This is a genomic window from Candidatus Nitrospira salsa, assembly GCF_965152625.1.
Map to the genome: position 1 here is coordinate 629,110 of NZ_CBCUCO010000002.1, position 12,829 is coordinate 641,938.

General features: G+C 47.1%; 11 protein-coding genes. 4 read left to right on the forward strand and 7 right to left on the reverse strand.

What is annotated here, in order from left to right:
• Positions 1-53: 53 nt before the first annotated feature.
• The 6 genes from ACWQXP_RS04600 to ACWQXP_RS04625 all read right to left on the reverse strand — a co-directional run bounded on the left by ACWQXP_RS04600 (position 54) and on the right by ACWQXP_RS04625 (position 7,502).
• Complete coding sequence (locus tag ACWQXP_RS04600) at positions 54-1,082, reverse strand: WD40/YVTN/BNR-like repeat-containing protein (protein ID WP_454061669.1); 1,029 nt, start codon at positions 1,080-1,082, stop codon at positions 54-56.
• A gap of 89 nt (positions 1,083-1,171) precedes the next feature.
• A complete protein-coding gene (locus tag ACWQXP_RS04605) occupies positions 1,172-2,068 on the reverse strand; it encodes a M48 family metallopeptidase (protein WP_454061670.1) in 897 nt (298 codons plus the stop codon).
• A gap of 81 nt (positions 2,069-2,149) precedes the next feature.
• Positions 2,150-3,604, reverse strand: coding sequence for a M16 family metallopeptidase (locus ACWQXP_RS04610; RefSeq protein WP_454061671.1), 1,455 nt, complete (start codon positions 3,602-3,604; stop codon positions 2,150-2,152).
• Complete coding sequence (locus ACWQXP_RS04615) at positions 3,604-5,172, reverse strand: M16 family metallopeptidase (RefSeq protein ID WP_454061672.1); 1,569 nt, start codon at positions 5,170-5,172, stop codon at positions 3,604-3,606. The genes ACWQXP_RS04610 and ACWQXP_RS04615 overlap by 1 nt, the downstream gene beginning before the upstream one ends.
• Before the next feature lie 197 nt (positions 5,173-5,369).
• Complete coding sequence (locus ACWQXP_RS04620; protein ID WP_454061673.1) at positions 5,370-6,017, reverse strand: sulfite oxidase-like oxidoreductase; 648 nt, start codon at positions 6,015-6,017, stop codon at positions 5,370-5,372.
• Between the two features lie 417 nt (positions 6,018-6,434).
• On the reverse strand, positions 6,435-7,502 hold the full coding sequence (locus tag ACWQXP_RS04625; RefSeq protein WP_454061674.1) for a NosD domain-containing protein: 1,068 nt from the start codon (positions 7,500-7,502) through the stop codon (positions 6,435-6,437).
• Between the two features lie 154 nt (positions 7,503-7,656).
• Between ACWQXP_RS04625 and coaE the strand changes: the two genes are divergently transcribed.
• The 4 genes from coaE (at position 7,657) to ACWQXP_RS04645 (ending at position 11,897) form a co-directional block, all read left to right on the forward strand.
• Complete coding sequence (coaE, locus tag ACWQXP_RS04630; RefSeq protein WP_454061675.1) at positions 7,657-8,286, forward strand: dephospho-CoA kinase; 630 nt, start codon at positions 7,657-7,659, stop codon at positions 8,284-8,286.
• Positions 8,287-8,387: 101 nt separating this feature from the next.
• Positions 8,388-9,308: a thioredoxin-disulfide reductase gene (gene trxB / locus ACWQXP_RS04635; RefSeq protein WP_454061676.1), complete on the forward strand. Its 921-nt coding sequence runs from the start codon at positions 8,388-8,390 to the stop codon at positions 9,306-9,308.
• A gap of 124 nt (positions 9,309-9,432) precedes the next feature.
• Positions 9,433-10,611 carry a tRNA uracil 4-sulfurtransferase ThiI gene (gene thiI / locus ACWQXP_RS04640; protein ID WP_454061677.1) on the forward strand — a complete coding sequence of 393 codons (1,179 nt, stop codon included), beginning with the start codon at positions 9,433-9,435 and terminating at the stop codon, positions 10,609-10,611.
• A gap of 188 nt (positions 10,612-10,799) precedes the next feature.
• The gene (locus tag ACWQXP_RS04645) at positions 10,800-11,897 is read left to right on the forward strand and encodes a hypothetical protein (protein ID WP_454061678.1); all 1,098 of its coding nucleotides are present in this window, start codon (positions 10,800-10,802) and stop codon (positions 11,895-11,897) included.
• Positions 11,898-11,914: 17 nt separating this feature from the next.
• Here the strand turns inward: ACWQXP_RS04645 and proC are convergent, their stop codons facing one another.
• Positions 11,915-12,727 (reverse strand): pyrroline-5-carboxylate reductase, encoded by an 813-nt coding sequence (gene proC, locus ACWQXP_RS04650; RefSeq protein WP_454061679.1) that lies wholly within the window; start codon positions 12,725-12,727, stop codon positions 11,915-11,917.
• Between the last annotated feature and the right edge of the window lie 102 nt (positions 12,728-12,829).

Sequence of the window (12,829 nt, forward strand, 5' to 3'; positions counted from 1 at the left end):
ATAATAGCACGGCTAGCAATTATCAAATACGCTCACTGTCTGGATGTTTTGCTTTAACCTTCCTGAACAATTAATGGAACTGGTTCCCACGAGCCTCCACCATGCCGACTGCGATATAATCCACTCCCATTCGTTCCAACATAGAGTAATGTAGAATCAAGTGGACTGATGGCGAGTGCACGGATATTTAGGTTTTCCAATCCTTCGTTCATGGCTCGCCATGTTAATCCACCATTTGTTGACAGGTGCACACCTTTTCGGCTTCCCACGTAAATGGTACCAGGAATGGATGGATCAACAATTAAGTCACTGAGCATGTGATCAGGAAGATCTTCTCCAATTTTCTCCCATGCCTCTCCACCGTTCGTCGTTTTATACAGACCGGTGAGTGTTGCCGCAAAGACCGACTCAGAATGGTGCGGATCAATTTGTATTTTTGTGACTCCCAATGCCCGTGATGATTTCAAAACCTCTGGGTCCACAAGACCATTATTAACTTTTACCCACCACCGACCACCATCCAAAGACTTATACACGCCACCACTTGTTCCGGCATAGAGAGTTTGAGGTTGCTGTGAATCAATGGCAAGAGAGATGACCATAAGGACTTCTTTCATTCCATCCATTCGCTTGATCCATGTCTCCCCTGCCGTTTCAGATTCAAACACGCCCATGGATGTGGCCGCAAAAAAGCGTTGACTTGATCCAGGGACAAAGACGAGTTGATGGACCACTGAAGAGATCGTGACATCTTCAAGCCCGGCTCGTTTCGATTCCCAATTTTGGCCACCGTTGTAACTTCGAAATACCGCATCACCCTTGGTTCCTGCATACACATTGGCTGGGAATAGAGGGTCAATGGCTAAGGAAATCACACGAGAATGGGTCATGCCTTGTGACATATTTTGCCATGTGGCTCCTTCATCTCGTGATTTATAAAGATAGGCGTTGGTCGCAATGTAGAGGATATTGGGCTTTGTTGGATGAAGCGCAATTTCCACAACGGGTTCACTGCTGCCGCAAGCTCCTAACACAAGGGCGAACAGTACAGTTGGCAGATAGAGCCATTTCCCATTCATCATGTTTGTAAGATATGTGAGAAGTCGTGAAAATTTGACCTCGATGCCCGGGTAAGATTTTACTAGATCTAGCGACGTAATGGTGCTTTGTCCTAAGGTGATTTTTCTTCGGCCTTCGGCGGAGCAGGCGTGACTGGCGGTAAATTTTTCACCGGAGCCTTAGGTGCCGGTTGATACAGAGCCAGGGCTTCCGGCATCCATTTCTTTAAATCCTCAATTCGTGTCCCATGAGCCGGATGCGTTGAAAGAAATTCAGGGCTCGCACCTTGCGAGGCTTGCGCCATCCGTTGCCAAATGTTGATTGCTTCCCGCGGATCATAGCCAGCATCAGCAGCCAATAAGACGCCCACATAATCAGCTTCGGATTCATGACTTCGGCTAAAAGGCAGCATGACCCCCACTTGAGTTCCCATCCCAAGTGCTTGCATGGCCAGTTGGTTCATTTGCGGGCTGAAGCCTTGAGTGGAAAGGGCCACAGCTGCGGCGGTCATACCGAACTGCGAGACCAAACCTTGACTCATTCGTTCACCACCATGTTGTGCCAAGGCATGAATTACTTCATGTCCCATAATGGCAGCGAGTCCAGCCTCGGTTTTGGCCATCGGAAAGATTCCGGTGTAGACCGCAATTTTTCCACCAGGCATTGCCCAAGCATTTTTGGTGTTGTCGTCCTTAATGACAGAGACTTCCCACTTAAATTGCTTTGCCGCCTCGGCATACTTTGATCGTTTCGCCGCTTCAATAATGCGGGCGGCTACCCGCTGAACAGGCTCAATTTCTTTAGGGTCTTTCGAGAGTTGCACTTCAGGGTCTTGAAGCACCTGGTTATATTGTGTCGCAGCCATTTGTGTCATATACGAGTCCGGGAGCAAAAGAAGTTGAGAGCGCTCGGTGTACGGATTGGTTTGACAACCAGTCAACCCCAGACTCAACACAAGCGCACACAGACCGAACTGTCCTCTTTGTTTCCAAGCTATCGTTCTGTTCATAGAGACATCCAATTCATCATACGAAGGCGTGTTCTAAAAGATTTAAAACTCTTATCAGTTCAGACCAGGAATGCCAATCCTTTAACTTGGTTCCGGAATGGTGATATCCACCTCCTGAATGCTATTGTATCGTGCTAACGCTGATGCCGTGCCCTTTCGAGGGCCGACGACTAAGATGGAGAAACCTTGGGGCCGCAAATGCCGGCGAACAGCTTCACGGACTTGCTCAGTCGTTACTTGTTCGATGCCCTTTCGAAACTGGACAAACCAATCGGCAGGATATCCATAATATTCATGAGTGACGTACTTGCCAAGAATTTTGGCTGGAGAGTCCACGGAAAAGATATAAGAATTTAAAATGGCAGCTTTCGCCTTAGCCACCTCTTGATCCGTTGGCGGCTCCGTCACCATTTTTTCAGATTCAGCAATGAGGGCATCGATACCTGCCCCGGTCGTTTCAGTTTTCGTTGACATCATTAAACTGGCCAACCCAGGGTAGTCCCATTGGAATCCCACTCCTCCGTGCACATCATACGCCAATCCCTGTTTGGATCGAACATTTGAAAAAAGCCGGGCCCCAAAAGATCCAGACAATATTTGGTTAACGATCACCAATGGGTAATAGTCCGGGTTTCGTCGCATCACCCCCAAATGTCCCATCATAATTTTAGCTTGAGTCATATCATTTTTTTCGACGTAAAAGACTTTTGCAGGATTCGACTCTTGGTAGGGAACATTAATATCTTTGACTGCGGGACCTATCGGCCAATCTCCAAACACTTCTTTCACCATCTGTAGTGTTGAGTCTGACTGAAAGTCTCCAGTGATACCCAAAATAATTCGATTTGGATGGAAATATGATTCATGCCAGGCAATCAGATCTTTTCGAGTAATCGCACTCACGGTCGCATAGGAAGGCGTACGGGCATATGATGAGTCTTGCCCATAGACAAGTTTCTTAAATTCACGACTGAGGATAGCATCTGGATTATCATTTTGACGTGAAATTCTGGCCATAATCTGGTTTTTCGCAATGGCAAGCTTTTCAGGATCAAACGAAGGGTTTCGAAGCAGATCAGCAAACACGTGTAGGACATCAGAGAAATCGTCTTTCAGGCAACTCATGGCTGCTGTACCAGCGGTCTCTCCAATGGATGTCTCAATTGTTGCAGCCTTGCCTTCGAGATAATCATCCAAGGCATCGCCCGCTAGGGAGGTACTTCCTCCACTACGCATGACAATTCCCATCAGTTGAGCCAACCCAATCTTCGAGTTGGGTTCAAGACGAGAACCCGTCCGAATCTTTGCCGAAACACTGACGAGTGGAAGCTCATGATCTTCCATCATGACGACAACCATCCCATTATCCAATACCACGCGCGTTGGCTCTGGAATATTCAGTTCTGCGAGAGGTGGAAATTTCAAATCTTTAACATGGTCTACTTGAGCCTGAACAGGCGGTTCCAGCCATTGGCTCAGAAGGAGCATGAGAATCAAGAACCCGCCGCCTTTGACAAGATTTGATTGCATGCGCATTATTCTAGCCCTCCTGAAGCATTCATGTTGGTCCTGACTGGTGGTTCTGAAGCTTCAGTTTCAATCATGCCAACGACACGATTGCTTTCCCGAAACGTCTGGCTGGCGACACGACGGATATCAGCTTTGGTGACGGAGTCTAATCGTTCAATATATTTAAACAATTCACGCCAATCGCCGAATAGCATTTGATAATCCGTTAAATACATCGCTAGACCCAAATTACTTCCCAATGCCCGAACAAGACCGGCTTTCGCTCGAGTGCGAAACTTTTGCAATTCTTCATCTGTCACATCTTCTGTCGTCAAACGTTGTAACTCGTCACGCAGGGCATCTTGTATGGTTGTATTGCTCACCCCTCTGGTTGGCACACCATACGCGATCCAAAGATGAGGATACTTTTCTCCAGGATAGCCACTATAGGAACCGGCTGATACGGCAATTTTCTTATCACGGACCAGTGATCGATAGAAGCGAGAAGTTCGGCCATTGGTTAAAATGTCATCAATGGCATCAAAAACGGGCTGATCCTGATGGGTGACCGCTGGTTTGTGGTAGCCCTCGAGATAAAATGGTTGAGAAGGGTCTCTGAGCACCACGGTTTTTTCCGCAATGGCAGGCGGTTCAATGCTTCTGAGCGGCTCTGGTTTTGGCCCTTCGGGTATTCTTCCAAAGTACGTTTCCAGTAGTGGAATAATTTTCTCTGCTTGTACATCGCCGACAATGGCCGTCACCATATTCGAAGGAACATAGTGTTGACGATAAAATGCTTCGGCATCTGTCATCGTATACGACTGAATATCGCTCGCAAACCCAATCACGGGATGATGGTAGGGATGAGCAATAAAGGCGGTCGAAATGAATTGCTCAAGTAAGCGACCAATTGCGCGGCTTTCTGTCCGAAGACGTCGTTCTTCCATCACCACATCTCGTTCCTTATAAAATTCACGAAAGACCGGATGCAGAAATCGCTCTGATTCGAGATAGGCAAACAATTCAACTTTATTCGATGGTAACGCATAAAAGTACCCCGTCACATCGGCACCGGTAAATGCATTTAATGACACGCCGCCTTCACGTTCAATAATGTCACCGAATTCATTTTTTACGACATACTGACCGGCCGCCTCTTGCATTTGTTTAAAGTGATCATAGCGTTCTCTGACAATCTCAGGATCGGCATTCGATGAAAATTTGGTCTGTTGATAGGATAGATAGGCGTCTTCAAGATTCTTGAGCGCAACTTTTTCTTCCGCGTAATTCGATGTTCCCAGTCGTGGAGTCCCTTTGAACGCCATATGTTCAAACATATGGGCGAGACCGGTCATGCCATTCGGTTCTTGAGCAGAGCCCACATTCACTCGTGTCATAAACGCAAAGACGGGTGCCGTCGGACGTTCAACAATAATGAACGTCCACCCATTTTTTAAGGTGTGGGGCGTGACCTGCTTTGAGAATGATGCGAGATCTTGTGCGAAAACTTGGGAGAGAAGCAGAGGGAAGGAAAAAACAAATAGGAGCACAGTTACGCGAAACGGGTTCCTCAACACATATTTGAGAGATATCATCCTGTCATTACCTCATTCAAGATAGTGGTCCATTAACTATATCGTACCCAGTCAACAAGAAAGCTTGCAAGGTGAATGAAGAATGTCATTCATGTAGGCATCATAGAAGATGACAATGGTTCTGTCACACCACATGATCTATGTAGAACTCAACGTTGCCTGTTAAATTATCTCCCATGAGGTCATCTCACAAATGCTTAGCCATATCGATCATTATTCCAGGGCAGTGCCGTATTCGAATATCCACGAACTTCCCAAAATCCTTTTTGGTCTTGCTCTGTAAAGGTGATTTTTTTAACCCACTTCGCCCCTTTCCAGGCATAGAGTTTTGGGATAATCATGCGGGCCGGGCCTCCGTGCTCTCTTGAAAGCGGCAGATGGTTCCACTGATAAGCCAGAAAGACGTCATCATCCCGACAGACGGACAGTGGAAGATTCGTCGTATATTCATCATACGCTTCAAAAAAGACAAATTTTGCTGACGGAAGTGGACCAACAATATTCAGCAGATGGTTGAAGCTGACCCCTACCCATTCATTATCTAAACGGCTCCAGCTCGTCACACAGTGAAAATCCGTCGTGAGGGTGACTGAAGGCTGTGCCTGAAAATTCTCCCAGTTCCAGACCACTGGATTTTCGACTTGGCCATCAATCTCCAACTTCCAGTCTTCCAGCGTAATCTCCGGTTTGAAGCCAAGATCCAGTACTGGCCAATTATTGACTAAATGTTGCCCGGGCGGAACACGCGGGTCACCATAATCTTCATCAACTTCTCGGGCAGAGTCTCCCCGACCACGTTGCATCAGCTTTTGCTTCGCCCTGACAATTTTTTCATTGATATCCATATTCTTCAATGCTCCCAGCCTGTGATTGCTTCTATGTCATCAGACGTTGGTTCCGAGACTTGTTTAATAGATGAGAGCCAATTAGAACTTTTGCTGATCAATACTATAGCTTAACCGAAAGGTTGAAGGTAGGTATGTTAGGACACGATACATGCAAGACCTCGCGTTTCCCACATACCTTCGACATCGTCATTCAATAACCCAATTGCTCTCTATATGACAGGTGTCCAAGTCCAGCCGATTCAAATACACCAATTCAGCGCGAAACATTGCTTCATACGTACGGAAACTCATTGGAACGGCTATAGTGCGAGAAACCTTCTTCGTCCGTAAGGTGAAGCGAATCAGCACTTGAGCCTTAGCGTTATTGGACATCGTACTGTTGCTGTTGTGCTGTTGTGGATAGGTCAAGAAATTTTATCTGCCGGAATCAACCGGCGGCAACGCTCCTAAGAATTGGAACGTCCCGATATTTCGCAATTTGGTATTGGAAACAAGCCGATAGTCATCCTTCTCCGGCTGGACAAAGGTCGGGGCGACATTCAAATCTGTCTGACTTTGCCGATCGGGTGGTGCAGGAACGTTGGACTGTTCTTTGAGGAGATAGTTCGCATCATTAGCAAACATAACATTGAAGGAGAAGGTTGTTTGGCTTTGCGGAGAGAAAAGAAAGCCAACTTGACTGTCCGTCAGGATATTCCCATGTGCTTCCCCCTGACTCGTATCATGAAAGGCAATCCCTCCTCCGTTATGGACGATGGTGTTCTGAATGATTTTGGCCGTAGACGTATCATGGACCATAATGCCTTCGAACAAGCTCCGAGTAATGACATTGTGCGTTAACAATACTTGAGAGGTTCCTCCGATTGAGACGCCATGATCATTGTCATGGATAAAATTTCCTATAAGAGTGGCTTTGGAGTTGGCAAATGCGATCCCAGTCGTCTCACTTCCGCCAATGACGCAGTCTTCAATTGTCACGTCTTCAACTTCCTGACCAAACACCATGCCTTTGATATGAATCTTTTTTAAGAGAATCCCACCACCATTAAAAATTCCTAATCCTAAACCGCCATGTTGATTGACGGTGAGGTTATGAATTTCAACATTCCGTGCACCGTAGGGCCATTTCCCAATGTGAAGAGTGCCAACACGTTTCAGGCCGGAAAGCACGACCAGGTCCATCCGCTCACCGATAATCTTGAGTCCCTCTTTGCTGTGAACGGTCACATCTTCGGCATACGTCCCGGCTTTGATCCAAATCGTATCGCCAGACTTTGACGCATCGATAGCTTCTTGAATGGAAATATATGTGCCGGTGCCATCCAAGGCCACAGTCCAATTAGCTTGATCCGGGGGGGGGACGGTCGAAGGAGACGCGGCCAAACTTGATGAACTTCCAGGAAATTCGACAGCAAGGCAAAGCATCACAATCATCAGAGTCATGCGATGGAAGTGCTGCACGTGATGCAACGGAGTAATCATGTATAGTCTGGAAAAACGAAAACAGGCAAAATACCGTGTTCAAAATGAGTAAATTCTTTGCCTGTCTTCTTAGGCAATAACCGAAATGGTCCCTGTGGGTCAAGCGAATGTGGACTCCTGCTTCTAAGTTATGATTGTGACAGAGAAAAATCCTATGCTATGGTGCGATATGCTCATCGTGGGCCTGACGGGCGGTTTAGCATCAGGAAAAACAACCATTGCTCAGATATTTCAGCAATGTGGCGCAGAGATTATTGATGCCGACAGTCTCACACGAGAAATCGTCAAACCCCGCAGAGTAGCCTGGAAAGATATTATTCGAATGTTTGGTCGAGCTATATTGACCGAACAGAACACGGTGAATCGAGCGGCCCTGGCCCACAGGGTCTTTGGTCATCCTCGTAAACTCAAACAGTTGACAAATATTTTGTATCCTCGAGTGGCGCGTGAACAGGCTCGAGAGGTTCGTCGGATTGGTCGGGAAAATCCGGATGCCGTCATTATCTATGATGCTGCCATGCTCATTGAATCAGACGCGTACAGGCGTATGGATCGAGTGATCGTCGTGAAGACCCCTCCATACATGCAAATTCAGCGCGCATGCCAGCGCACCGGGATGTCCAGGGTTGAGGCAACACGTCGAATTCAACATCAGATGCCGCTTCGCAAAAAAATTCAATATGCCGATCATGTGCTCAATGGGGCATTACCCCTACGTCAGATACGTCCGATCGTTCGAAGCCTGTATCGTCACTTTCAGGCAAAGGCACGGCAGGACACGTAACCATTGTGTTATGAGTTAGAATCGAGGGATGCCATTCCCTTATTTTCAGCTCGCCTCATAACTAAGGGCGGGAGAATGTTCCAAAGACAAGGAGTTGTTTCATGCATAATGTCGTCATTCTTGGATCAGGCCCAGCGGGCCTCACTGCGGCACTCTACACAGCCCGCGCCAATCTCTCTCCACTACTCATTGATGGCTCGCAGCCAGGTGGACAGTTAACGATTACCACCGATGTCGAAAACTTTCCTGGGTTTCCTAAGGGAATTATGGGCCCTCAGTTGATTATGGACATGCGAGCTCAAGCTGAACGATTCGGTACGGCGTTTCGTCAGGGACATGTGACGAAAGTCGATCTCAATACACGTCCGTTTTCTATCACGATTGATGACGAGGAAACGATTCAAGCAAAGACCCTGATTATTTCTACAGGAGCTTCAGCCAATCTTTTGGGACTCCCATCAGAAAGCCGCTTAATGGGCCATGGAGTCTCAACCTGCGCCACGTGTGACGGATTCTTCTTTCGAGGAAAAGAGATTGTGGTCATTGGCGGAGGAGATAGTGCCATGGAAGAAGCGACGTTTCTCACGAAATTTGCGACTAAGGTCACGATTATCCATCGCCGTGATTCATTACGTGCCTCAAAAATTATGCAGGACCGTGCCGAAAAAAATGAAAAGATTGCCTTTCGCTGGAACTCCACAATCGACGAAATGTTAGGCAACGATGTGGTGACCGGCATTCGCGTTCGAAATGTGAAGACCAAGCAATCAGAAGACCTCTCATGTGCTGGAATCTTTGTCGCAATTGGTCATACTCCCAATACTAGTCTGTTTCGAGGTTCCCTCGATATGGATGAGGCAGGCTATCTTGTGACGCAAGCACACAGCTCCGCAACAAATATTCCTGGTGTCTATGCTGCCGGTGACGTGCAAGATTCTCAGTATCGACAAGCGATTACGGCGGCAGGGTCCGGGTGCATGGCCGCCATCGATGCTGAACGATTTCTTGAAAGTCACGAATAATACTGCAGACCCAAGCTTCGTGATCGCCTCGTACCATGATTGAGGGGCTATTGGCTAAAAAAAAAACAGAGGATTGCCACAATAATCTCACTCGCATCGCATTTCACAAATGATGACTTCTTGAATGTTTCACGCACTCGTCCATTATCATGAGGTGGCACTCAAAGGAAGAAACCGAAAGTTCTTTGAGCAACGGATGGTCCACCATCTGCGATCCGCACTGAAAAATCTCAAGGCTATTCAAGTTGAGGCTTTACCCGGGCGAATTCGAATTAGCTTCCCAGAGGAACATCTTTGGCAACGAATTCAAGAAACCTTGACTCGAACGTTTGGTGTCACAAATTTTTCATTTGCTCGTTCAGCACCCATCTCACTTACCTCTTCAGATTTGACGACCTTAAAGGATGCCATTCAGAGAGACATTCCATCCCATCCATTCAAGACATTTCGCGTCGTGACCAAACGAGCTGAAAAACGTTTTCCAATGACTTCGATGGATATTGACCGTGAAATTGGCGCACATCTTTGTGAGCAGACAGGCAAACGCGTCGATCTCACACAGCCCGACGTAACAGTCTATATTGAAGTGTTAAAAAATGAAGCCTATTATGCCTTTAACAAAGAATCTGGCCCAGGTGGACTCCCGGTTGGAACTGGAGGAAAGGTATTGTGCCTCATGTCTGGCGGAATTGATTCACCGGTTGCAGCTTATCGAATGATCAAACGTGGGTGCCGGGTGGTCTTTGTTCACTTTCACGGACGTCCGTATCTCTCCCGCGCGTCTGAAGAAAAAGTTCGTGATTTAGTGACGTTACTCACGTCGTATCAACTTTCCTCAACCTTATACCTTGTGCCATTTGGTGAAATTCAACAACAGATCGTCCTTGGCGCACCTGCGCCAATCCGCGTGGTCCTCTATCGACGTATGATGATGAGGATCGCCGAAGAACTGGCTCGACAAGAAGAGGCATGGGCTCTTGTCACGGGTGACAGTCTCGGGCAAGTGGCTTCGCAAACTCCAGGCAACATTCAAGTTGTGAGTGAAGTAACCGCTTTGCCAATTCTTCGTCCACTCATTGGAATGGACAAAATCGAAATTACTGCGCAAGCGCAAGCAATTCAATCATTTGAAACGTCGATTGAACCCGATCAAGACTGTTGTACTCTCTTTGTTCCCCCGCATCCGAATACTCGCGCACGACTATCTGACATACTAAAAGTTGAAGAGGGTCTCGATATTGTCGGAATGTTGAAGCAAGGCATCGAACAGGTGGATTGTGTGAATTATGCCTTCCCCTACTGATCATTATTAAATGTCTCCGAGCGTCAATTTCGTACTTTCTTATGCTACAAAGATGGACTCATAGACCTGAACCCATTCCATCTGTCGTTATCCTGTCTACAGGAAACTCGCGCATTCGATCGTTCCACTTGTTACTTCTGCTGCTATTTGTTTTCGGACTTCCATTGTTAGGAACTTGGCTATCTGGTTTGTCTATCTGGCCATTCCTTTCATTTCCTCCAAGACCCAGTCAAACCCATTCAGGGCAAGTTTCCTGGATATTATTTACGACCATGGCGTTGAGTCTCGCTCTTGTGATGACGCCATTTCTTTGGAGATTCCTGACATTTCCATTCCCAGAAGCGACAAACGTTCAGGCTTCATCATTTCCCATTTGGGGATGGTATGGCCTAGCCTCACTATCCGTTGCTTGGACTGCTGCCTGGACTCGGTTGCCTGAACTCGCTGCAATCCAACTCCATACCTTTACCCCTCTTTGGCTTAGCTATATCGTAGTAGCCAATGCGTTGACCATGGGCCGAACAAAGCGTTGTCTCATGGTGAATCAGCCCAAAATCTTTTTTAGCTTATTTCCTATAAGTGCAGTATTTTGGTGGATATTTGAATACCTGAACCGGTTTGTCGAGAATTGGTATTACCTGCCAACCCTAGATGTCGATGCCTTCACTTACGCCTTTTGGGGAAGCTTGTCATTTTCAATAGTGCTTCCAGCTATCTACGGGACCTATGAATTCCTCATGTCATGTCACCGGATCACCCGTCCATTCAAAAATTGGTGGAAAATCCGTATCCAGAATGAACGAACCGTGGGATGGGTATTTCTTTGTGCTGCAGGACTGGGATTAGTGGGTATAGGGATCTGGCCCAAAACTTTATACCCTTTATTATGGCTTTCACCATTGCTCATGCTGCTTGCGGTTCAAATTTTTCAGGGACACGACTCTATTCTGAGTCGACTTCGTCATGGTGACTGGCGACCTGTGATTATCCCTGCACTGAGCGGACTGATCTGTGGGGGTTTTTGGGAGTTGTGGAATTCACAAAGCCTGGCACATTGGGAATATACGATACCCTACCTCCACGCGTTTCAAGTGTTTGAAATGCCAGTGCTCGGCTACGCAGGGTATCTTCCGTTTGGAGTGCAATGTTTGATCTGTATCCACCTACTTTTTTCAACCGTAGAAAGAGAAATGGCGAGAGATGATAGTAATGATCGTATTGAGGAGCCTATAGACTTACGTGTCGGTTGGAAAACATGGTGTTGCCACACGAAAAATGTGTCCTGATTTTGGACTGTTCTTTCTTACGATCCGAGTTCTTGCGATCGCTTCGTGGCCGCTTCTACTGCAGTCATAAAGATTGCTCGAACCCCGCCTTTCTCCAGCTCATGAAGTCCAGCGATCGTCGTCCCTCCAGGAGAGGTGACGCGATCTTTCAAGAGGCCAGGATGCTCCCCGCTTACCGACACGAGATTCGCTGTTCCTAATACGGTCTGGGTCGCGAGTGTTTGTGCAATGTGTCGAGGCAGTCCCATCCGCACCCCGCCATCAGCCAACGCCTCAATCATCACATAGACATACGCGGGGCCACTACCACTTAATCCGGTCACCGCATCCATTAATGTTTCTTCAACCACGACAACTTTGCCTGATGCCTCAAAAATGGCTTCAGCCATCTGTAACTGATCTTGGGTGACGGTCTTCCCTGTGGTCAGGGCTGAGGCACCCTGTTGGACCAGACATGGCGTATTCGGCATAGCACGGATAACAGAGGCAGAAGAAGAAAGACCCCCAATAATTTTCGATAGAGGGACGCCGGCTGCAATGGAAATGACCAGTTGTGTCCTTTTGAGCCCTTTCTTGACTTGGCTGAGAACGTGAGGAAGCACTTGAGGTTTGACGGCCAAAATAATAACAGTTGCCCATTTTACGGCTTCCGTATTATCAGTCCCAATATAAACTTGATATTTTTTCTTTAAGAAATTAAGGCGATCTTGAGACACATCGGTGGCCCAGATATTGGAAGACTTCACTGCGCCAGATTGAAGAAGTCCAGCCACCAAGGCCTCCGCCATATTGCCAGCTCCGATAAAGGCAATTTTCTGATTTTTCAACATTGAGGCGAGTATACCCTGCCATCATCATGGGTTCAACTCACTCGAACCGCAAAGATGCGAACCAATGAACGACGAAAATTGACTCTCTTTGTATGAATCTCT

Excerpts from the sequence above, each read along its gene's own strand:
- ACWQXP_RS04600 (WP_454061669.1), bottom strand. The coding sequence starts at position 1,082 with ATGATGAATGGGAAATGGCTCTATCTGCCAACTGTACTGTTCGCCCTT.
- ACWQXP_RS04605 (WP_454061670.1), bottom strand. The coding sequence starts at position 2,068 with ATGAACAGAACGATAGCTTGGAAACAAAGAGGACAGTTCGGTCTGTGT.
- ACWQXP_RS04610 (WP_454061671.1), bottom strand. The coding sequence starts at position 3,604 with ATGCGCATGCAATCAAATCTTGTCAAAGGCGGCGGGTTCTTGATTCTC.
- ACWQXP_RS04615 (WP_454061672.1), bottom strand. The coding sequence starts at position 5,172 with ATGATATCTCTCAAATATGTGTTGAGGAACCCGTTTCGCGTAACTGTG.
- ACWQXP_RS04620 (WP_454061673.1), bottom strand. The coding sequence starts at position 6,017 with ATGGATATCAATGAAAAAATTGTCAGGGCGAAGCAAAAGCTGATGCAA.
- ACWQXP_RS04625 (WP_454061674.1), bottom strand. The coding sequence starts at position 7,502 with ATGATTACTCCGTTGCATCACGTGCAGCACTTCCATCGCATGACTCTG.
- coaE (WP_454061675.1), top strand. The coding sequence starts at position 7,657 with ATGCTATGGTGCGATATGCTCATCGTGGGCCTGACGGGCGGTTTAGCA.
- trxB (WP_454061676.1), top strand. The coding sequence starts at position 8,388 with ATGCATAATGTCGTCATTCTTGGATCAGGCCCAGCGGGCCTCACTGCG.
- thiI (WP_454061677.1), top strand. The coding sequence starts at position 9,433 with ATGTTTCACGCACTCGTCCATTATCATGAGGTGGCACTCAAAGGAAGA.
- proC (WP_454061679.1), bottom strand. The coding sequence starts at position 12,727 with ATGTTGAAAAATCAGAAAATTGCCTTTATCGGAGCTGGCAATATGGCG.